12 protein-coding genes are annotated in these 21,533 nt (G+C 71.5%); 3 read left to right on the top strand and 9 right to left on the bottom strand.

All coding sequences use genetic code 11. The features are described 5' to 3' along the window. Positions 1 to 19: 19 nt before the first annotated feature. The 3 genes from MTAB308_RS03505 (at position 20) to MTAB308_RS03495 (ending at position 10,736) form a co-directional block, all read left to right on the top strand. Positions 20 to 6,406: a type I polyketide synthase gene (locus tag MTAB308_RS03505; RefSeq protein WP_108637177.1), complete on the top strand. Its 6,387-nt coding sequence runs from the start codon at positions 20 to 22 to the stop codon at positions 6,404 to 6,406. A gap of 3 nt (positions 6,407 to 6,409) precedes the next feature. Then, on the top strand, positions 6,410 to 9,472 hold the full coding sequence (locus MTAB308_RS03500; RefSeq protein WP_077097910.1) for a type I polyketide synthase: 3,063 nt from the start codon (positions 6,410 to 6,412) through the stop codon (positions 9,470 to 9,472). A gap of 202 nt (positions 9,473 to 9,674) precedes the next feature. Continuing rightward, the gene (locus tag MTAB308_RS03495) at positions 9,675 to 10,736 is read left to right on the top strand and encodes a type III polyketide synthase (protein WP_077097908.1); all 1,062 of its coding nucleotides are present in this window, start codon (positions 9,675 to 9,677) and stop codon (positions 10,734 to 10,736) included. A 63-nt stretch (positions 10,737 to 10,799) separates the two neighbouring features. On the opposite strand, the gene MTAB308_RS03490 is transcribed toward MTAB308_RS03495, so the two are convergent. From MTAB308_RS03490 to MTAB308_RS03450, 9 genes are all read right to left on the bottom strand, one after another. Then, positions 10,800 to 12,077: a cytochrome P450 gene (locus MTAB308_RS03490; RefSeq protein ID WP_108637193.1), complete on the bottom strand. Its 1,278-nt coding sequence runs from the start codon at positions 12,075 to 12,077 to the stop codon at positions 10,800 to 10,802. Between the two features lie 14 nt (positions 12,078 to 12,091). Continuing rightward, positions 12,092 to 13,876: an ABC-F family ATP-binding cassette domain-containing protein gene (locus MTAB308_RS03485; protein ID WP_077097904.1), complete on the bottom strand. Its 1,785-nt coding sequence runs from the start codon at positions 13,874 to 13,876 to the stop codon at positions 12,092 to 12,094. Positions 13,877 to 13,884: 8 nt separating this feature from the next. Continuing rightward, positions 13,885 to 14,610: a PAS and ANTAR domain-containing protein gene (locus tag MTAB308_RS03480; RefSeq protein WP_077097902.1), complete on the bottom strand. Its 726-nt coding sequence runs from the start codon at positions 14,608 to 14,610 to the stop codon at positions 13,885 to 13,887. A gap of 89 nt (positions 14,611 to 14,699) precedes the next feature. Beyond that, positions 14,700 to 15,803 carry an enolase C-terminal domain-like protein gene (locus MTAB308_RS03475; protein WP_077097900.1) on the bottom strand — a complete coding sequence of 368 codons (1,104 nt, stop codon included), beginning with the start codon at positions 15,801 to 15,803 and terminating at the stop codon, positions 14,700 to 14,702. Between the two features lie 9 nt (positions 15,804 to 15,812). After that, positions 15,813 to 16,265: a hypothetical protein gene (locus tag MTAB308_RS03470; protein WP_077097898.1), complete on the bottom strand. Its 453-nt coding sequence runs from the start codon at positions 16,263 to 16,265 to the stop codon at positions 15,813 to 15,815. Next, entirely contained in the window at positions 16,262 to 17,275 is a 1,014-nt protein-coding gene (locus tag MTAB308_RS03465) for an SDR family oxidoreductase (protein WP_077097896.1), read from the bottom strand. Before MTAB308_RS03465 ends, MTAB308_RS03470 begins: the two co-directional genes overlap by 4 nt. Before the next feature lie 17 nt (positions 17,276 to 17,292). Further along, entirely contained in the window at positions 17,293 to 19,083 is a 1,791-nt protein-coding gene (locus MTAB308_RS03460) for a glycoside hydrolase family 15 protein (RefSeq protein WP_077097894.1), read from the bottom strand. After that, the gene (locus MTAB308_RS03455; RefSeq protein WP_077097892.1) at positions 19,076 to 20,785 is read right to left on the bottom strand and encodes a GMC family oxidoreductase; all 1,710 of its coding nucleotides are present in this window, start codon (positions 20,783 to 20,785) and stop codon (positions 19,076 to 19,078) included. The genes MTAB308_RS03460 and MTAB308_RS03455 overlap by 8 nt, the downstream gene beginning before the upstream one ends. Further along, positions 20,785 to 21,531: a gluconate 2-dehydrogenase subunit 3 family protein gene (locus MTAB308_RS03450; RefSeq protein WP_077097890.1), complete on the bottom strand. Its 747-nt coding sequence runs from the start codon at positions 21,529 to 21,531 to the stop codon at positions 20,785 to 20,787. Before MTAB308_RS03450 ends, MTAB308_RS03455 begins: the two co-directional genes overlap by 1 nt. Between the last annotated feature and the right edge of the window lie 2 nt (positions 21,532 to 21,533).

The following is a 21,533-nucleotide window of genomic DNA, read 5'->3' as shown; positions in this document are numbered from 1 at the left end:
CCCCAGGAATGACCCAGCAATGACCACGCCGAGCACCGAAAAGCACGTCGACTACCTCAAGCGCCTGACCGCAGACCTCAGGCGGGCCCGGCGACGGGTGGCCGAGCTCGAAGGGCAGCTGTCCGAGCCGGTGGCCGTGGTCGGCATGGCGTGCCGCTACGCCGGCGGGGTGGACTCGCCGGAGGCCCTGTGGCGGCTGGTGGCCGAGGGCCGCGACGCGGTATCGGATTTTCCCACCGATCGTGGCTGGGAGATCGACGCGCTGTACGACCCGGACCCCGACGCCCAGGGCAAGATGTACACGCGCCGGGGCAGCTTCCTGCAGAACGCCGGCGACTTCGATGCCGGATTCTTCGGCGTCGGGCCCAGCGAGGCGCTGGCGATGGACCCGCAGCAGCGGCTCATGCTCGAGGTGTCGTGGGAAGCGTTGGAACGGGCCGGGATTGACCCGCTGGCGCTGCGCGGCTCAGCGACGGGGGTGTTCGCCGGGGTCATTCACGCCGGCTACGGCGGCGAGGTCAAGGGCGAGCTGGAGGGGTACGGGCTCACCGGATCCACGCTGAGCGTGGCGTCGGGCCGGGTGTCCTACGTGCTGGGTTTGGAAGGCCCCGCGTTGTCGGTGGATACGGCGTGCTCGTCGTCGCTGGTGGCCATGCACCTGGCGGCGCACTCGTTGCGTACCGGCGAATGTGATCTCGCGCTGGCCGGCGGCGTGACGGTCATGGCCACGGCCGCCGCCTTCGTCGAGTTCAGCAGGCAACGGGCGCTGGCCCCCGACGGCCGCTGCAAGGTCTACGCGGGCGCCGCCGACGGCACCTCCTGGTCGGAGGGCGCGGGCGTGCTGGTGTTGGAGCGGTTGTCCGACGCGCGGCGGCTGGGGCATCCGGTGCTTGCGCTGCTGCGCGGGTCCGCGGTGAACCAGGACGGCGCCTCCAACGGCCTGACCGCCCCCAACGGGCCGTCCCAGCAGCGGGTGATCCGGGCGGCGCTGGCCGACGCCGGGCTGACGACGGCCGACGTCGACGTGGTCGAGGGTCACGGCACCGGGACGGTGTTGGGCGATCCGATTGAGGCCCAGGCGCTTTTGGCGACCTACGGGCAGGATCGGCCCGCGGACCGGCCGTTGTGGTTGGGGTCGATCAAGTCCAACATCGGTCACACGTCGGCCGCCGCCGGGGTGGCCGGGGTGATCAAGATGGTCCAGGCGATGCGCCATGAGCTGATGCCCCAGACGTTGCACGTCGATGTGCCCACGCCGCACGTGGATTGGTCCGCCGGGGCCGTGTCGGTGCTGACCGAGCCGCGGCCCTGGACGGCCGAGCCGGCGGACGGGCCGCGGCGGGCGGGGGTCTCGTCGTTCGGGATCAGCGGGACCAACGCGCACGTCATCATCGAGGAACCGCCCACCGAGCCGTCCGGCGCGCCGGAAAGCGCCGAGCCGGAAAGCGCCGAGCCGCGCCGCGACGGCGCCAATCCGGTTGTGCCGTGGGTGGTCTCCGCCCGTTCTGAACGGGCGCTCGCCGGTCAGGCGGCCCGGCTCGCGGCGCACGTGCAGGCCGAGCCGGGTGCGGACCTCGTCGATGTCGGCTGGTCGCTGGCCACCACCCGGTCGGCCTTCGAGCATCGGGCCGTGCTGGTCGGCAGCGACCGCGCGGCCCTGCTGGACGGATTGGCCGGCCTGGCGTCCGGGAATCCCGGTGCGGCGGCGGTGGTGGGTAGCACCCGGTCGATGGGCAAGACCGTCTTCATGTTCCCCGGCCAGGGTTCGCAGCGGTTGGGCATGGGCGCGGCGCTGTATGGGCGGTTCCCGGAATTCGCGCGGGCCTTCGACGAGGCCGCCGAGGCGTTGGACGGCCACCTGCGATTGCCGTTGCGGAAGGTGATCTGGGGTGGCGACCCGGAGTTGTTGGAGAACACGGAGTTTGCGCAGCCGGCGCTGTTCGCCATCGAGGTCGCGCTGGCGGCGCTGTGGCGGTCCTGGGGAGTGCTGCCCGACGTGGTGATGGGCCACTCGGTGGGGGAGCTGGCCGCGGCGCACGTGGCCGGGGTGCTGTCGCTGGCCGACGCGGCCTGCGTGGTGTCGGCGCGGGGCCGGTTGATGGCGCGGTTGCCCGCGGGCGGGACGATGGTCGCCGTCGCGGCCACCGAGGCCGAGGTCGCACCCGTGCTGACCGAGGGTGTGAGCATCGCGGCGGTGAACGGCCCCGAAGCGGTGGTGGTTTCGGGTGAGCGGGCCGCGGTCGACGCGGTGGTGGACCGGCTGACGAAGCTGGGCCGGCGGGTGCACCGGCTGGCGGTCTCGCACGCGTTCCATTCGGCACTGATGGATCCGATGATCGACGACTTCGCCGCGGTGCTGGACGGTATCTCGGTCGGTGAGCCACGGATTGGCTTGGTGTCCAACGTGACCGGGCAGTTGGCGGGCCCGGGGTATGGGTCGGCGGCGTACTGGCTGGAGCACGTGCGCCAACCGGTGCGCTTTGTCGACGGGGTGCGGTTGGCCGAATCGCTGGGCGCGAGGGTCTTCGTGGAGGTGGGACCCGGCGCGGCGCTGACGGCATCGCTGCCGCAGTCGCTTGCCGCCGAACCCGCGGCCTCGGTGGTGACGATGGCCAAAGACCGCCCCGAGATCGATTCCGTGCTGCTCGCCGCCGCGGGCCTCTACGTCACGGGCGCGCCCATCGACTGGGCGGCGGTGTATGACGGCCTGGCCGCGCGGCGAGTTGCGTTGCCCACGTACGCCTTTCAGCGACGGCGGTATTGGCTGCCGGCCGAACTCGTGGGTTCCGGCGACGTGAGCACATCGGGCTTGGTGGGGGCCGGGCACGGGCTGTTGGGTGCGGTGGTGGAGCGGCCCGATTCGGGCGGGGTGGTGCTGACGGGCCGGTTGTCGACCGCCGCCCAGCCGTGGCTGGCCGATCACGCGGTGGCCGGGATGGTGCTGTTTCCCGGCGCCGGGTTCGTCGAACTGGTATTGCGCGCCGGCGATGAGGTCGGCTGCTCGGTGGTCGAGGAGTTGACCCTGTCGGCTCCGCTGATCCTGCCGGCGCCCGGCACGGTGCGCGTGCAGGTGGTGGTGGGCGCCGCCGGGGAGGCCGGCCGGCGGGCGGTGGCCGTGTATTCGTCGGGCGTTCAACCGGATTCGGACTGGGTACTGCACGCCGAGGGCGAGCTGAGCGCGGGCTCGACCGAGCCCGCCGCCGACCTGTCGGTATGGCCGCCCGCGGGCGCGACGGCGGTGGACGTGGCCGGTGGCTACGAGCGGCTGGCCGAGCTGGGCTACGACTATGGCCCCGCGTTCCGGGGTCTGCAGGCGATGTGGCGGCGGGGGGAGGAGATCTTCGCCGAGGTCGCCGTCCCCCAGTCCGCCGGTGTGACGGTCGCGGGGTACGGGATACACCCCGTCCTGTTGGACGCCGCCCTGCATGCGCTGGGGATGGACGACGCGCAGGCCCAGGCGGTCCTGCCGTTCTCCTGGCAGGGCGCGTGCCTGCATGCGGCCGGCGCGTCGCGGGCCCGGGTGCGGCTGAGCCCGGTCGGCGCGGGCGCGGTGTCGCTGGAGCTGGCCGATTTCACCGGCCTGCCCGTCTTGTCGGTGCGGGAGCTGGTCCTTCGCCCGGTGTCGCCCGAGCAGCTTTCGGCGGGCGCGGCCCGTCCCGGTGGGGCGGGGCTTTTCCAGCCGACCTGGTCGCCGGTGTCGTTGCCGGCCAACGGCATTGCCGAGGCCGCGGTGGTGTGGGAGCCCGGGTCGCGGGATGGCGCCGGGCTGCCGGGCTTGGTGTACGGGGCCACGCACGAGGCGCTGGGCGTGCTGCAGTCCTGGCTGGCCGGTGACGGTCCGGGCGTGCTCGTCGTGCAGACCCGCGGGGCGGTGGCGTTCGACGGCGAGGCGGTCACGGATCCGGCCGCTGCGGCGGTGTGGGGGTTGGTCCGGTCGGCGCAGGCCGAGCACCCGGGCCGGGTGGTGCTGCTGGATTCCGACGGGTCCATCGACGTCGACGCCGTGATCGCGGCCGGGGAACCGCAAGTGGTCGTGCGCGCCGGCGAGGCGTATGCGGCCCGGTTGGCGCCGGCAGAGGTTTCGATCCTGACGCTGCCGCCGGGGGAGTGGCGCCTGGCCGCGGGCGACGCCGGCACGCTCGAGGACCTGGTGGCGCAGCCCTGCCCGCGGGCCGACCTGGCGGCCGGGCAGGTGCGGGTGGCGGTGGCCGCGGTCGGGGTGAATTTCCGGGATGTGTTGGTGGCGTTGGGCATGTATCCCGGCGCCGCCGAGTTGGGGGCCGAGGGCGCCGGGGTCATCACCGAGGTCGGTCCGGGCGTGACCGGGTTGGCCGTCGGCGACCCCGTGACGGGAATCATCGGGCTGACGGGCTCCGAGGCGGTGGTGGACGAGCGGCTGGTGGTGCGGGTGCCGGCGGGGTGGTCGCTGGTCGAGGCGGCGGGCGTGCCGGTGGTGTTCTTGACGGCGCTGTACGGGTTGTCGGATCTGGCCGGGCTGCGGGCCGGTGAGCGGGTGCTGGTGCACGCCGCCACCGGCGGGGTGGGGATGGCCGCGGTGCAGCTGGCGCGGCATTGGGGCGCGGAGGTTTTCGCCACCGCCAGCCGCGGCAAGTGGGACACGTTGCGCGCCATGGGCTTTGACGACGCCCACATCGGCGATTCGCGGACCTTGGAGTTCGAGGACAAGTTTCGTGCGGTGGCGGGCGCCCAGGGCTTCCAGGTGGTGCTCAACTCGCTGGCCGGGGAGTTCACCGACGCGTCGTTGCGGTTGTTGGCCCCCGGCGGGCGCTTCATCGAGATGGGCAAGACCGACCTGCGCGACCCGGGGTCCATCGCCGACCAATACCCGGGTGTGCGGTATCGGGCGTTCGACCTGATGGAGGCCGGACCGGACCGCATCGCGGCGATGCTGGGCACGTTGATGAGCCTGTTCGCCGACGGCACGTTGACGCCGTTGCCGGTCAAGGCGTTTGACATCCGCCACGCCACCGAGGCGTACCGGTTCGTGAGCCAGGCCCGCCACACCGGCAAGGTGGTGCTCACCCTGCCCGACGGCCCGGGCGGACTGGCCTCGGGCACGGCGTTGATCACCGGCGGGACCGGCATGGCGGGCTCGGCGCTGGCCCGCCACCTGGTCGCGAAGTATCGGGTGCCCCACGTGATGTTGGTCAGCCGCGGCGGCGAGCGGGCCGACGGCGCCGCGGAACTGGCGGCCGAGCTGCGCGACGCCGGCGCGACGGTGTCGGTGGTGGCCTGTGACGTCGGCGACCCCGAGGCGGTGGCGGGATTGCTGATGCGGGTGCCGGCGCGCTATCCGCTGCGGGGCGTCTTCCACGCCGCGGGCGTCCTGGACGACGGCCTGATCGCGTCGTTGACCCCCGACCGGATGGACACGGTCCTGCGGGCCAAGGTCGACGGGGCCTGGCATCTGCACGAGGTCACCAAACACATGAATCTGTCGGCGTTCGTGATGTTTTCGTCGATGGCCGGGATCCTGGGCGCGCCGGGCCAGGGCAACTACGCGGCGGCCAACAGCTTCCTGGACGGGCTCGCGTCCTACCGGCGCGCGCAGGGGCTGGCCGGGCTGTCGGTGGCGTGGGGTCTGTGGGAAGAGGCCAGCACGATGACGCGACATCTCGGTGACAAGGATCGCGCCCGCATGAGCCGGGCCGGGTTGGCGCCCATGTCCAGCCACCAGGCGTTGCAGCTCTTGGACGATGCGCTGCTGGCCGACCGCCCGCTGTTGGTGGCGGCGCGGCTGGACACGGCGGTGCTGGGGGGCGACGGCGCGATGGTGCCGCCGATGCTGCGCGGGGTGGCCACCCGCCGCTCGCGGCGCGTCATCGCCGACGCCGCCACGACGGCGGCCTCGGTGTCCGGCCTGCGGACGCGCCTGCACGGGCTCACCGCGGAGCAGCGGCACCGCGAGCTCGTCGATCTGGTGTGCGGCAACGCCGCCACCGTGCTCGGCCATGCCACCGCGGACGTCGACGCCGAGCGCGCCTTCCAGGAGCTCGGGTTCGACTCGCTGACCGCCGTCGAGCTGCGCAACCGCCTCAAGACGGCGACCGGGCTCACCCTGTCACCCACGCTGATCTTCGACTACCCCACGCCGGCCGCGCTCGCCGAGCACCTCGACGCCCAACTGGCCACGACGCCCACGAACGACCCACCCGACCGCATGGCCCGCTTCAACGACGTCGCGCGCGAACTGCAGGCGCTGGTCGACCAGCCGGGCTGGAGCGCCGACGACAAGGCCCGGCTGACGGCCCGGATCCATTCGCTGCTCGCCACCCTGAGCGCCGCGGAGCCGGAGCTGGACCCCCTTGAGCTTTTCGACGACGACCTCAGCACGGCGACCGAAAGCCAGCTGTTCGCCATCCTGGACGAAGAAGTCGGGCCCTGACCCGTGCCCCCGACAGACATCGCGGTCATCGGGCTGGCCTGCCGCTTCCCCGGCGCCGGCGGTCCCCGCGATTTCTGGCGGCTGATCCGCGACGGCGCCGAAGCCACCGCGCTGCCCGGTGACGCCGCCGAATTCGACGCCGACTTCTTCAACGTCTCGCCGCGCGAGGCCGCCGCGATGGACCCCCGGCAGCGCCTCGCGCTGGAGCTGGCGTGGGAGGTCCTCGAAGATGCCTTCGTGGTGCCGGAAACCCTGCGCGGAGAACGGGTCGCGGTTTTCCTGGGCGCGATGAACGACGACTACGGGCTGTTGACGGTGGCCCAGGAAATCGACCACCACTCCTTCGCCGGGGTCAGCCGGACGATGATCGCGAACCGCATCTCGTACGCGTTGGGGCTGCACGGCCCGAGTTTGACCGTCGACTCCGGCCAGTCGTCGTCGCTGGTAGCGGTGCACCTGGCCTGCGAAAGCATCCGCACCGGCGAGTCGGAGCTGGCCCTGGCCGGCGGCGTGCACCTGAACCTGGCCGGCGAAACCGCCTCGCTGGAAACCGAATTCGGCGCGTTGTCGGCCTCGGCTCACACCTATGCGTTCGACGCGCGCGCCGACGGCTACGTGCGCAGCGAGGGCGGCGGCCTCGTGCTGCTGAAGCCGTTGCGCGCCGCCCTCGACGACGGTGACCCCATTCGCGCCCTCATTCGGGGCAGCGCGGTGGGCAACGCCGGACACAGCGCCGCCGCACCGACGGTGCCGTCCGTCGCGGGCGAAGTCGACGTCATCCGGCGCGCGTTGCGGAGCGCTTGCTTCGATGCCGGCCGGCTGCAGTACGTCGAGGCCCACGGCACCGGAACCGAAATCGGCGACTCGGTGGAAGCGACTGCGCTCGGCGAGGTTTTCGCCGGGCCCCGACGCCAGCCGCTCGCCCTGGGCTCCGTGAAGACCAACATCGGCCACGCCGGCGCCGCCGCTGGCATCGCGGGCTTGCTCAAGACCGTGTTGGCCATCGAAAACGCCGCCATCCCACCGAGTCTCAACTACGCGGACCCGGGTCCCGGAATCGATCCGGAAAGCCTCGGTCTGCGCGTCAACGCCGTGCTGACCCCCTGGCCGGCGGCGGATGAACCGCGGCGGGCGGGTGTGTCGTCGTTCGGCATGGGTGGAACCAACGCCCACGTCATCGTCGAGCAAGCGCCCGTGCGACCGAAAGGCGAAGCGCCCCAGCGTGGTAACGCACCGACGGCGTGGGTGCTGTCGGGTCGGTCGGAACGGGCGCTGGCCAATCAGGCGGCCCGGCTGCTGACCCACGTCACCGCCGATGCCGGGCCGGACGTCGGCGACGTGGCGTGGTCGTTGGCGACGACGCGGTCGATGTTCGAGCATCGGGCGGTGCTGGTGGGCGACCGCGGGGCCCTCACCTCGGGGCTGGTGGGAGTGGCCGCCGGGGAGTCCAATCCCGGCACGGTGGTGGGCCGGGCGCGCGCACCGGGCAAGACGGCGTTCGTGTTCCCCGGGCAGGGCGCGCAGTCCCTCGCGATGGGTGCCCAGTTGCAGGGCCGGTTTCCCGCGTTTGCCCGGGCTTTCGACGAGGCCGCCGAGGCGCTGGACCCCCACCTGCGCCTGCCCCTGCGCGATGTGATGTGGGGCAGCGACGCAAAGCTGTTGGACAACACCGAGTTCGCCCAACCGGCGTTGTTCGCGATCGAGTACGCGCTGGCGGAGTTGTTGCGCGACTGGGGTGTCGTCGCGGATGTGGCGCTGGGTCACTCGGTGGGCGAGATCACCGCCGCGCACGTGGCGGGGGCGTTGTCGCTCACCGACGCGGCCAAACTGGTGGCGGCACGAGGCCGGTTGATGGCGGGGCTGCCCGCAGGCGGCGCGATGATCGCGGTCGCCGCCGGCGAGGCCGACGTGGCGCCGTTGCTCACCGACGGGCTGGCGATCGCGGCGGTCAACGGCCCTGACGCGGTGGTGATCTCGGGTGCGGAAGCCCCGGTGAAAACGGTCGCGGACACCCTGGCGCGACAGGGTAGGCGGGTGCATCGGCTCACGGTCTCGCACGCGTTTCACTCGCCACTGATGGAGCCTATGATCGATGATTTCGCCGCGCTGGCGGCAGAGGTGGCGCCGGCGGAACCGCGGATAGCGTTGGTGTCCAACGTGTCCGGGCAACTGGCCGGCCCCGGCTATGGGTCGGCCCACTACTGGGTCGAGCATGTGCGCCGTCCGGTGCGTTTCGCCGACGGGGTGCGAGCCGCCGAGTCGTGCGGTGCCGACGTGTTCGTCGAAGTGGGGCCAGGTGGCGGCCTCGACGCCGCGGTGGAGCACTCGCTGACCACCGACCATCCCGTGTCGGTGACCACGCTCGCCAAGGACCGCCCAGAAGTCGAATCGCTGCTCACCGCGGCCGGCCGGCTCTTCACCGCCGGCGTGGCGGTCCGCCTGCGCGCCGTCCTGCAGGGCGGTCAGCGAGTCCCACTGCCGACGTATGGGTTTGCGCGCCAACGGTTCTGGTTGGGCGCCCGCACGGACTCGCCGTCCCCGGTGGCGTCGCGGCCGGCCGAATTGGCCGAGCGGCTGCGCGAATTGCCCGACCACGAGCAGCACCGAGAACTCGTCGCGCTGGTGTGCGAGCACGCCGCGGCCGTGCTGGGACACGCCGATCCCCATGCCGTCGACGCCGAGCGCGCTTTCCAAGACCTCGGGTTTGACTCCTTGACCGGGGTCGAGCTCCGCAACCGCCTCAAAGCGGACACGGGGCTGGCGCTGTCGCGCACACTGGTCTTCGACTATCCAAACCCGGCGGCATTGGCCGATCACCTGGCGCAAAGGCTGCTGCACGGCGAACACGAAACCTCCCCCGACGAAAAGATCTGGTCCGCGCTGAAAAAGATTCCGCTTCATGAACTTCGAAGAACCGGATTGCTCGACAAACTATTGGCGTTGGCAGGCGATCCGGAAAATCGGTCCGTTCAATCCACGCTCACCGAAGATTCCATCGACTCGTTGAGCCCGGACGCGCTGATCGCGCTCGCGCTCGGTGCCGACGAAGCCGACGACGTTCAATAAGGAAACAAACGCTGGGGGGACCGAAAACGCCACGTGGTAAGGTAATTCGACATACGTTAAATAACGTAATTGGACATACGTTGAATAGCAACGACTTTGCGGTGCCGCCGCACAACTGTCTAAACTTTCGCATTGGCGCTAGATTCTCGCCGGCGCACGAAAGTGATCACTTTCTTTGGTCACGACCTAACAAGGTAGGGGCATGAGCGTTATCGCGGGCGTCTTCGGAGCGCTGCCGCCGCATCGGTATAGCCAGAGTGAGATCACCGACCAATTCGTCGAGTTTCCCGGATTGAAGGAACACGAGGAGATCGTTCGGCGGTTGCACGCGGCCGCGAAGGTCAACAGTCGCCACTTCGTCCTGCCGCTGGAGCGCTACCCGACGCTGACCGACTTCGGCGAGGCCAACGAGATCTTCATCGACGCCGCGGTCGACCTCGGCTGCGAGGCGCTGCTGGGCGCGCTCGAGGAGGCCGGTCTGGAGGTCGCCGACATCGACCTGATCGCCACCTCGACCGTGACCGGGGTCGCGGTGCCGTCGCTGGACGCGCGGATCGCCGGCCGGCTCGGCCTGCGACCGGACGTGCGCCGGATGCCGCTGTTCGGCCTGGGCTGCGCGGCCGGGGCCGCGGGGGTGGCCCGCCTGCACGACTACCTGCGCGGCGATCCGGACGGCGTCGCGGTGCTGGTCTCGGTCGAGCTCTGCTCGCTGACCTACCCGGCGGTCAAGCCGACCGTGTCGGGTCTGGTCGGCAGCGCGCTCTTCGGTGACGGCGCGGCCGCGGTGGTGGCGGTGGGCGACCGCCGCGCCGCCCAGGTGCGCGCCGCGGGGCCCGACGTCGTCGACTCGCGCAGCCGCCTCTACCCCGATTCGCTGCACATCATGGGCTGGAACGTGAACTCCTCCGGGCTGCAGCTGGTGCTGTCGCCGGAGCTGACGTCGGTCATCGACCGCTACCTGGCCGACGACGTCAAAGGGTTCCTCGCCACCCACGGGCTGACCAAGGACGACATCGGCGCATGGGTCACCCACCCGGGCGGTCCCAAGGTCATCGACGCCATCACCAGGACCCTCGAGCTCGACCCCGACGCGATGGAGTTGACCTGGCGCTCGCTGGGCGAGATCGCGAACCTGTCGTCGGCCTCGGTGCTGCACATCCTGCGCGACACCATCGCCAAGCCGCCGCCGAGCGGCAGCCCCGGGCTGATGCTCGCGATGGGTCCCGGATTCTGTTCCGAACTGGTGCTACTGCGCTGGCAGTAGCCCGATGGCGGCGACCCCTCAGCTCCGCGGGGATGCCCCAGCGCCCGGCCGCGCCGCGCCCCGCTAGCGATCGAGCCCGACGACGTCGACGGTCACTCCCGGGCTGGGGGACAGCGCGGCGAGGTTGTGGGCGCGGATGCGCTGAGGGGGCAACCGCAGCGTGGTCCTGGCGAGCAGCCGGGCGAGCATGACGGTCATTTCGGTGGTGGCCATGACCGCACCGATGCAGCGATGCAATCCACCGCTGAACGGGATGAATTCGTACGGCGCTGGCCGCCGGTAGTCCGGGGAACGGGGATCCCAGCGTGCCGGCCGGAACTCCGTCGGCTGCGGCCACAGCTCAGGTAGCCGGTGGGTGACGTACGGGCTGAAGATCAGCAGCCGGCCCGCCCGGATCCGGCGTCCGTCGAAGCTCAGGTCGCGGATCACCTTGCGGGCGGAGATGACGCCGGGCGGATATAGCCTCAGCGTCTCGTGCACGACGCCGTTGAGGTAGGCCAGCTGCTCCAGGTCGCCCGCGGCCGGCGGCCGGTCGCCCAGCGCGCGGCGCACCTCGTCGGCGGCGGCGTCCCACGCGCCGGGCAGTGACAGCAGGGTATGGATCGCCCAGGCCAGCGCGCCGCTGGTGGTCTCGTAGCCGGCGGTGATCAGCGAAATGACCGCGTCTCGAATCTCGTTGTCGCTCAACGCATAATCCTCGTCCCCGCGACCGTTGATCAGCATCGTCAGCATGTGGTCGTCGGGTCGGGGTTGCGCGCGGGCCGCGCCGATCTGGGCGTCCACCAGGTCGTTGATGCGTGTCCGCGCCGCCATCGCCCGCCGCCAGCCCGGGGAGCTCAGGCGCCGCTCCAGCTGCATCACCTGCGGCAGCCGGTGGGTCATGTCCAGCAGGGGTTGCAGTTGCTCGCCGAGGAAGTCCGAATGCACGGCCATCCGCGGGCCGAACAGGCTTGCGGCGGTGCTGCGCCGCACCGCCGAGCGGCACTGCCGGTAGATGTCGAGCCGCTGCCCGGGCCGCCATCCGTCGATGACGACGTCGATGCTCGCCACCATCGTCTGCAGGTAGTCCTGGATCTGCCGGTGGCGCAGGCCGGGCGCCACGACGCTGCGCCGGCGGCGGTGGTCGTCGCCGTCGCTGACGATCAGCGCGGTGGGGCCGTCGACGACGGCCAGGTTCTCAAACGTCTCCCGCCAGCTGAACGCATCGGCGTTGGCGAACACGAACTTGTTCGCCTCGGGCCCCAGCAGGTAGGTGTAGCCGCGCCGGCCGACTCCGGAATCGATCACCGGACCACGCCACCGGTACAGCGCCAGCAGCGCCTCGCCGGGCGGGTACCGCACCGGGCGATAGGCGCTCATTCGAGCAACTCCGACAGCTCCAGCCAGCGGATCTCCGACGCGGCGACCTCGTCTTCCAGGCCGCGCAGGTCCCGGGTCAGCCGGGTCAGGCCGACGTGATCGGACTGGTCGTGATCGGCGAGCTCGTGGTGTTTGGCCGCGATCCGATCGGCGAGCCGCGCGAGCTGACGGTCGACGGCGGCCAGCTCCTTCTCCGCGTTTCTGCGCTGCGAGCCGGACATCGTTTCGCAAGCCGGCGGCTCGGCCCGCGGGCGCTCGGCAGCGACCGGACGATGCGCCGCCAGCCTCAGGTATTCGTCGACGCCGCCGGGCAGGTGGCGCAGTCGGCCGTCGAGGATCGCGTACTGCTGGTCGGTGACCCGCTCCAGCAGGTAGCGGTCGTGTGAGACGACGATCAGGGTGCCCGGCCACGAGTCGAGCAGGTCCTCCACGGCGGTCAGCGTGTCGGTGTCGACGTCGTTGGTGGGCTCGTCGAGGAGCAGCACGTTCGGTTCGGACAACAGCGTGAGCATCAGCTGCAGCCGGCGCCGCTGGCCGCCGGACAGGTCACCGACGCGCGCGGACAGCTGGCCCCGGCCGAACCCCAGCCGCTCCAGCAGCTGGGCCGGCGTCACCTCCCGGCCGTCGACCTCGTAGCCGCCGCGCAGGCCGCCCAGCAGGTCGGCGATCCGGTCGCCGGCGAGCGCGGCCAGCTCCTCGCCGCGCTGGTCCAGCACGGCCAGGCGAACCGTCTTGCCCCGCTTGACGCGGCCGGTGTCCGGCGCCACGGTGCCGGCGATCAAGCCCAGCAGCGTCGACTTGCCGGCGCCGTTGGCCCCGACGATGCCGGTGCGTTCGCCCGGCGCGATCCGCCATTCGACGTCGCGCAGTACCGGCCGGCCACTAAAGGGCGGGTACGACACCGACACGTCGAGCAGGTCGATGACGTCCTTGCCGAGCCGCGCGGTCGCCAGCTTGGCCAGCTCGACCGTGTTGCGCAGCGGCGGCACGTCGGCGATCAGCTGGTTGGCGGCCTCGATCCGGAACTTGGGCTTGGAGGTGCGGGCCGGCGGGCCCCGGCGCAGCCACGCCAGCTCCTTGCGCATCAGGTTCTGCCGCTTGGCCTCGCTGGCCGCGGCCACCCGGTCGCGCTCGACCCGCTGCAGCACGTAGGCGGCGTAGCCGCCCTCGAACGGCTCGACGATCCCGTCGTGCACCTCCCACGTCGCGGTGGCGACCTCGTCGAGGAACCAGCGGTCGTGCGTCACCAGCAGCAGGCCGCCGGTGTTGCGCGCCCAGCGCTGCTTCAGGTGTTCGGCGAGCCAGGTGATGCCCTCGATGTCCAGGTGGTTGGTGGGCTCGTCCAGCGCAATCACGTCCCACTCGCCGATCAGCAGCCGGGCCAGCTGGACGCGTCGGCGCTGCCCGCCGGACAGCGTGTCGATCGTTGCGTCCCAGGCGATGTCGGCCACCAGTCCGCCGACCACGTCGCGCACCCGCGCGTCGCCCGCCCACTGGTGCTCGGGCTGGTCCCCGACCAGCGTCCAGCCCACGGTGTGCCCCGGTTGGAGGGTGTCGGCCTGGCTCAGCGCGCTGACCCGTAGCCCGCTGCGCCGCGTGACGCGGCCGGCGTCGGGCCGCAACTGGCCGGTCAGCAGGCCCAACAGGCTGGACTTGCCGTCCCCGTTGCGCCCGACGATGCCGATCCGCGCGCCGTCGTTGACTCCCAGCGTGACCGACTCGAAGACCACCTGGGTCGGGTATTCCAGGCGGATGCCCTCGGCTCCCAGTAGGTGTGCCACCCGGGCAATTATTCGAGGGTCAGCAGCGCGTGGTCGACGTGGGTCCGCGTGTCCGCCGACGCCTTGCCGGCCACGGCCTCCAGGAAGCGGGCGGCGAGATCGCGCACCTTGAGGTTGGTCTCCTGGGAACGCCAGACCAGGAGGTCGAACGCGCGCTCCGCGGAGATGCCGTAGGCGCTCATGAGCACCCCCTTGGCCTGCTCGATCTTGGCGCGGGCGTCGGCCACCGCCTCCAGGACGTTGGTGATATCCGAATGCAGGGAGTCGGTGACGTCGACGTAAAAACCCGACGTGCCGGCGAGCGCGCCGCTGTCATCGACCATCCGGTCACCCGCGACGACGACGCAGCGGGTACGCCCGCCGGTGTCGATGATGCGGTGGCGGCTGCTGAACGGTTTTCCCTTGAGCACGTGGTCGAGCACGGCCGCGACGCGCTCGCGGTCCTCGGGGTGCTTGTGTTGCAGCAACAGTTCCGTGGTCGGCTCGACCTGACCCGGCTCGTAGCCGTGCATCCGGGCGACGGCGTCCGACCACTCCCAGCGCTGGCCGTCCAGGAAGAACCGGAACCGGCCGACATGCTGTGGCTCGCCCAGGCCCAGGACCAGGTCGACCGCGCCCAGCCCGCGGTCCTCGACCATGCCTGTCATGAGCTCGTCACACGCCGAGCCCGAAGGGCCGGCGCCCGCCTGCCCGTTGCGACGCCCGACGGCCTCGTCTTCGAAGTTCACAGTCATCGCGCGTCTCTCCCGCAGTGCCTCGATCCTTTTGGCATATCAATGCCCATTTTCGGGCACCTTCATGCACATCGGGCGCACCGCGTGCCTCACCGCACCCGGTACTGCTCGGCGTCGCGGTGCTTGAACTCGAGCCCCAGGCCGGGCCGGTGCTGGTCGGGTCGCAGCGTCCCGCCGTCGGGGGCCAGGGCGCCGTCGAAGAGCATCTGCTCGATGCGGTGGTGGTCGTGGAAGTACTCCAGGTGCCGCAGGTTGGGAATCGCGGCGGCGACGTGTGCGTGCAGGTTGGGCGCGCAGTGTCCCGATACGTCGATGTGGTGCGCGGCGGCGACGGCCGCGGCCCGCAGCCAGTCGGTGATGCCGCCGCAGCGGGTGACGTCGATCTGCAGGCAGTCGACCGCTTCGGCGGCCAGCATCCGGCGGAAGTAGGTGAGGTCGTAGCCGTATTCGCCGGCGGTGACGTCCGGGTTCACCTGGTCGCGCACCTCGTGCAGCCCGGCGAGGTCGTCGGACGACACGGGTTCCTCGAACCAGGTGACGTCGTGGTCGGCCATGGCGTGGGCGACCCGGATCGCCTGCTTGCGGCGGTAGCCGCCGTTGGCGTCGACATACAGTTCGGTGTCGGGTCCGATCACCTTGCGCGCCAGCGCGATTCGGTCCAGGTCGCGGCGCTCGTCGGACCCCGACGACTCGCCGATCTTGATCTTCACCCGCGGGATCTTCCAGGCGTCGACCCAGCGCTCCAGCTGGGCGCGGGTATGGCGTTCGTCGTAGGTGGTGAAGCCGCCGCTGCCGTAGATCGGCACCTCGGGGTGTGCCACGCCGAGCAGCCGGCACACGGGCAGGTCGAGGAGTTTCCCCTTGAGGTCCCACAGCGCGGTGTCGACCGCCGAAATCGCGCAGGAGACCAGGCCCGGGCGCCCGCTGTTGCGGATCGCCCGGACCATGGACTCCCAGGCGCCGGTGATGTCGAGGGCGCTGTGCCCTTTGACGGCGCCGGCGAGCGGCCCGGTGATCAGCTCGCGGCACGCGCCGGCGGCGTACGTGTAGCCGAGCCCGCGCCGGCCGCCCGCGTCCACTTCGGCCAGGATCAGCGTGGTCGACGACCAGGCGAAGGTGCCGTCGGCTTCCGGCGCGTCGGTGGGGATCTCGTAGGCCCGCGCGGTGACCTCGTCGATGCAGGCGTCAAGCATGCGGTCCTCCTACGTCTTCAGGGCCGCGCGAACAGACCGGGGCAGGGTGTATCGCGCAACCGACTCGGCGATTCGGCGGCGTAGCCGGACGAGGGTGGCCAGCGCGTCGCCGGTCCGCGCGTGGGCCACCGCGGGCGTCCGCCGCGCCTGCGCGGCGCCGGCGGCGGCGAACAGCCCGGCGGTCGCGGCGCTGAGCAGGGTCAGGCGCCGCGACCCGCGGTCCACCGCGGCCCACGCGAGCATCGAGACGGCGTGCACGAAATCCACCTCGGCCCCCAGGGCCACGGACACGGCGTCGGGCCGCACGTCGGTCACCGCGGCCTGCGCCAGCAGCCGCGCCCCCAGGACGCGGGTCAGCGCTTGTTCCCGCGCCGTCGCGGGTTGGCCGGTGACCAGCCGCAGCAGTGGGCTCGGGAGGACTAGCAGCGCGATCCCGTAGCCGACGCGCGCCCAGACGATCATCGCCCGCGCCGGCGGGCGAACCGCATCCCGAGCAGCGCGCCCAGCCCGACCCCCAGGGCGCCCGTGCCCCCGGCCACCGGGTGGTGGGAGAACCACAATTCAGGGCTGTGGGCGTGGGACCTGTCGTCGAAGTCGCCGTGTGCGCCGTGGTCGGTGCCCGGCTGCTCGTCGACCGGCTGCCACAGATTGTGCGGCTGCTGGCCGTTCACGTGTTCGTCGGTCTGCTGGGAGTCGTACCCGGTGCGCCCGAGGTAGCGGTCCAGCAGCGGTGCGACGAACTTCTGCGCGAGCAGCGTGACGGCGGTGCTGTCACCGACCCAATACTGTTTGCGCCCGGGATGATCGGCGGCGTAGACGACGCCGCGGGCGGCGACCTCCGGCTGGTAGATCGGTGGCACCGGCTGGGGATGGCGGGGCAGGCGGGAGAGCACCCAGGAGAACTGCGGGGTGTTGACCGCCGGCATCTGGACCATGGTGATCCGCACGTTGGAGCCCTCGTGCAGCAGCTCGCAACGCACCGATTCGGTGAAACCGTTGGTCGCGTGTTTGGCGCCGCAGTAGGCCGACTGCAGCGGAATGGATCGCTGGCTCAGCGCGGAGCCGACCTGCACGATGGCGCCGCGGTCGCGCGGGCGCATCTTGGCCAGCGCCGCCATGGTGCCGTGCACGTAGCCGAGGTAGGTCACCTCGGTCACGCGCTTGAATTCCTCGGCGGTGATCTCGCTGAACGGCGCGAACACGGAGGTGAAGGCGACATTGACCCAGGTGTCGATGGGCCCGAATGCGGCTTCGGCCTCGTCGGCGGCGGCCTCGACGGCCGGGTAGTCGGCCACGTCGGTCGGGATGGCCAGCGCCTTCCCGCCGCCGGCCTCGACGTCACGGGCGGCGCCCTCCAGCCCGGCGGCGCCGCGGGCGAGCAGGGCGACGTTGGCGCCGCGCTGCCCGAACAGCTGGGCGGTGGCGCGGCCGATGCCGGCGCTGGCACCGGTGATCACGACGGTCTGTGTCATCGCGGAATCTCCATTCGTCAGTCGTGGTGGACGGCGTCCTCGGCCAGGGTGGCCGTGCATTCCAACAGCAGGGCGTGCGCGAACGCTTGGGGCAGGTTGCCGCGCAGCTGGCGTTGCCGGACGTCGTATTCCTCGCAGAACAGGCCCGGCGGGCCGCAGGCGGCGCGGTTGCGTTCGAACCAGCGCATCGCACAATGGGCATGGCCGATCTGGTGTTCGGCCAGCGCCATCATGAAACCGCATAGCAGAAAGGCCCCCTCGGCGTCGCCCAGGTCACGCTCGTCGTGCCGGAACCGGTAGACGAACCCGTCCTCCGTGAGGTCCCGCCGAACGGCGTCCAGCGTGGCCCGGGTGCGGGGGTCGTCGGCGGGGACGGCGCCGCGCACCGGCGGGGGCAGCAGCGACGCGTCGACCCCGGCCAGGCGCGGGCTGCGTTGCCAGTAGCCGCCCGGGTGCACACTCTCCGAGGCGGTGGCGGCGAGGATCGCGTCGGCCAGCGAAGCGCAGGAGGCGACCTCCGGGCCGGCGCCGGCCACCTTGGCGATGGCGCGCAGCCCGGCCACGCAGGCCAGGCGGGACTGCGTCCAGCACTCGTCGTCGATCTCCCAGACACCGGCATCCGGCTCGCGCCAACGCTTTTCGATCGCGGCGATGGCGGCCTGCGCGGCGCGCCAGCCCTCGGCGTCGAGCCGGTCGGCGGCGCCCGCGGTGGCCAGCAGCTGCAGGGCCTCGCCGAAGACGTCGAGCTGGAATTGCCGGTTGACCCAATTGCCGAGCTTGTCGGTACCGCCCGGGTAGCCGGGCAGGTCGAGTTTCTCCTCGCTGGGCACGGCACCGCCGGTGACGGTGTAGGCCGGCTTGAGCTGCGGGCCGTCCTCGAGCAGCCGGGCGCCGACGAACTCGACCGCCCGGTCGAGCAGCTCGGTGGCGCCGGCGGACGCCGCGGCCAGGCCGGCGTAAACCTGGTCCCGGATCCAGGCGTACCGGTAGTCGTAGTTCTGGTTGGTGTGCGCTCGTTCGGGAAGGCTCATCGTGGCCGCGGCGACCATGCCGCCGGCGCTGCTGGTCAGCCCGCGCAGCACGGCGTAGGAGTGCCGGCCGTCGCGGGGGGCGATGGTGCAGTTCAGCTCGGGCATGCTGCGCTGCCAGGCGGCCGCGGTGGCGTCCCAGGTGATGCCGGGGTCGGGCGGCCAGTCGGGCAGCGCGCGCTCGGACAGCTCCAGCACCAGGTCGTGGTGCCGGCCCTCGTCAATGGTGATCTCGCCCGTGAGCACCTCGCCGCGGCCGTGCGCCGATTTCACGGGACGCGCGTCGGCGCCGCCCGACCATCGCCACCGCAACCGCCCGGACCGGCCGCTCCATACCCCGTCATCGAGATTCGGCTGACCGGGGCCGTGGCGACCGAACGCGGCGGTCGGCGCGAGCAGCACCCGCAACCGCGCGGTCCCGCGGCAGCCGGTGAGGCGCCGCAGCAGCACCACCCGGTCGGGGTCGCCGGGAAAGGCGAGCGCCTCGCGGCACTCCACGATCGCGTCGTGGGTGATCCAGCGATTGCGCCAGATCAGGGTGCCCGGCTCGTAGTAGCCGCCCCACACGTGCCGTACGTCGATCGGGGTGACCGCATACGCCCCGTCGCCGCCGATCAGGTTGGAAAAGACCGCGTCCGAATCCCACCGCGGCGCGCACATCCACGCCACGTCGCCCTCCGGTCCGATGAGCGCGCCCCGCTCGCCGTCGGCGAGCAGCGCGTACTCGCGCAGCACGCGGGGCGTGAAGGCGGCCTCGACGTCGATCGTCCGCTCAGCCACGGGCCCCCGCCTTGGACCGTCGATCGACCGCGCCGGCGGCGCCGGTGCGGATCCTGCCCGCCGCCATCCGTTCGGCCAGCCGGGAGGCCAGCGCCATGATCGTCAGGGCCGGGTTGGCCGAGCCCTGCGTCGGGCACACCGAGCCGTCGGCAAGAAACAGGTTCGGCACGCCCCACACGCGGTGATCGGAGTCGACCACCGAGTTCTCCGGGCTGGTCCCCATGCGCGCGCCGCCGATGAGGTGGGCGAAGCGCTCGATGGTGAGTGTGTCCTGGGCGTCGGCGGCGCTCAGGATGTCGCCGATCACCTTGGTGGAGTAGGCCATGTTGGCCTTGTCGTTGTCGCAGAGCGTGTAGTCGAACCGGGCCACCGGGATGCCGTAGGGGTCTTTCTCGTCGGCAAGGGTGACCCGGTTGTCCGGCTGCGGCAACAGCTCGTTGAGCACGCCGATGGTCGCCCAGTGGTTGTAGTCGCGCATGTATTCGCGCAGCGCGCGGCCCCAGTGCCCTTCGGCCAACACGTGTTCGGCCCAGCCGATGGGCAGCGGCGACACGGTCTGGATGGAAAAGCCGCGGGCGAACCCGCGGGATGGGTCGGTCTCGTAGAACTGCTCGGAGGACACCTCGGGGGGAGGCGCCTTGTACATCCGGAGCTCCTCGGGCCACCGGCCCGCGGATTGGGTGGCACCCTGCACCATCACGTAGCGCCCGACCTGATCGTCGTTGTTGCCCAGCCCGTTCGGGAAGCGGTCGCTGACCGAGTTCAGCAGCAGGCGCGGGGTTTCGATCGAATATCCAGCAACCGCAACGGCTTTCGCGCGCTGCAGCCGCTCGGTGCCACCCGCCTCGTCGTAGTAGACAACGCCCCGCGCGGCCCCGCTCTCGTCGAGCTCGACGCGCGCGGCCATGCAGTCGGCGCGGATCTCCACGCCGCGGGCGAGCGCGTCGGGCAGGTGCGTGACGTACGGGCTGGCCTTGGCGTTGACCTTGCAGCCCTGCAGGCAGTAGCCGCGGTAGATGCAGTGCGGGCGGTTGCCGAAGGTGCCGTTGACGATGCCGACCGGGCCGACGCGCATCTCGATGCCGAGCTTCAGCGCGCCCTCCCACAACTTGGCCGCCGCGCCGGAAATGGGATGCGGGGCAAACGAATACCGATGGGGGTGGCCCCACGGCCAGTTCTGGCCGGCCACCGGCAGCTCGAGCTCGACGCGCTCGTAGTGGGGCAGCACGTCTTCGTAGCGGATGGGCCAGTCCGCGCCGACGCCGTCGCGGCTGTAGGTGGCGAAGTCGCTGGGGTGGAACCGCGGGCAGTAGCCGGCGTAGTGGACCATCGAGCCGCCGACGCCGCGCCCGGAGTTGTTCTTGCCCAGCTCGATCGGATCCGCCCCGCCGATGATGCGCTTCTGCGTCCAGTACAGGTCATGCGAGCCAGCCTCGTCGGACACCCAGTCCTCGTCGGGGTGCCAGAGGGGTCCCGCCTCGAGGATCACCACCCGCCAGCCCGCGCGCGCCAGCCGCTGGGCGAGCACCGAACCGCCCGCGCCGGCGCCGACGACGACGAGGTCGACCTCGTCGTCGTCGTGGAAGCGGCGCATGGTCTTCTCGCCGGGCAGTTCGCGGGAGTGCACGTCGAGTAGGAACCGCGAATCGTTGTCCTTCGGGCCGACCGCCCCCTTGAACAGGCCGCGCCAAAAGTCGCCCATCAGATCTCACCCTCTTGCACGATTCGCACCGGATCCTCGTCGGTGGCTCCGGGGGTCTCGAACGGTTCGCGCGCCGAGGCGGGCCCGGTGGCACCGCCGAGGCGCATGAACCCGCGCGGGTAGGCCGGACCGCCGAAGCCGATCTCGTTCCACGCCCAGGGGTGGGAGTAGAAGCCCGACAACGTCATTCGCATGCACACCGACCACGCGCGCTTGACGTTCAGGCGTTCCCAGGTTCCGTCCTCCAGCCTGCCCTTGGAGAACTGGTCGACGATCGACTCGCGGGTGGCGGGCTCGGCGGCGGCGAAGGAGGCGGCGCCGTAGCGGCGCGCGGCGGTCTCGTCGAGCCCGCGCAGCACCAGCCGCCAGGTGTCGCGGTCGTCGGGCATGTCGGCGTATTGATAGCCGTCGAGGCGCCCGTCGGCGAGCTTGGCGTCGACCGATTCGGCCACCGGCACCCGGGGCTCGCGGTCCTGCGCCAGTACCGTGTCACAGAACGCGCGCAGGCAGGGCTCCTCGTCCTCGGTGAAGAACCGCAGCGGGCCGGGGGGCTCGAGGCGGGCCAGCACCACCTTCCTGGTGGCGTCGTCCCACGAGTCGGCCGTTTGAAGCACGTCGAAATCGGGGTAGCGCCCGATCATTTGGGGTGTGATGCCGCGGCGTTGCTTGGGAAGCCACGAGGGGTGCGGGGGCTTCCCGTCGGGGCGCAGGTTGGGCAGGTGGTCGGGGAGCGAGGCGTCGGCCATCG

It is taken from the genome of Mycobacterium terramassiliense, assembly GCF_900157385.1.
GTDB classification, from domain to species: domain Bacteria; phylum Actinomycetota; class Actinomycetes; order Mycobacteriales; family Mycobacteriaceae; genus Mycobacterium; species Mycobacterium terramassiliense.
Note: the sequence above shows the minus strand (reverse complement) of the source record. Positions and strands in the feature narration are given on the sequence as shown.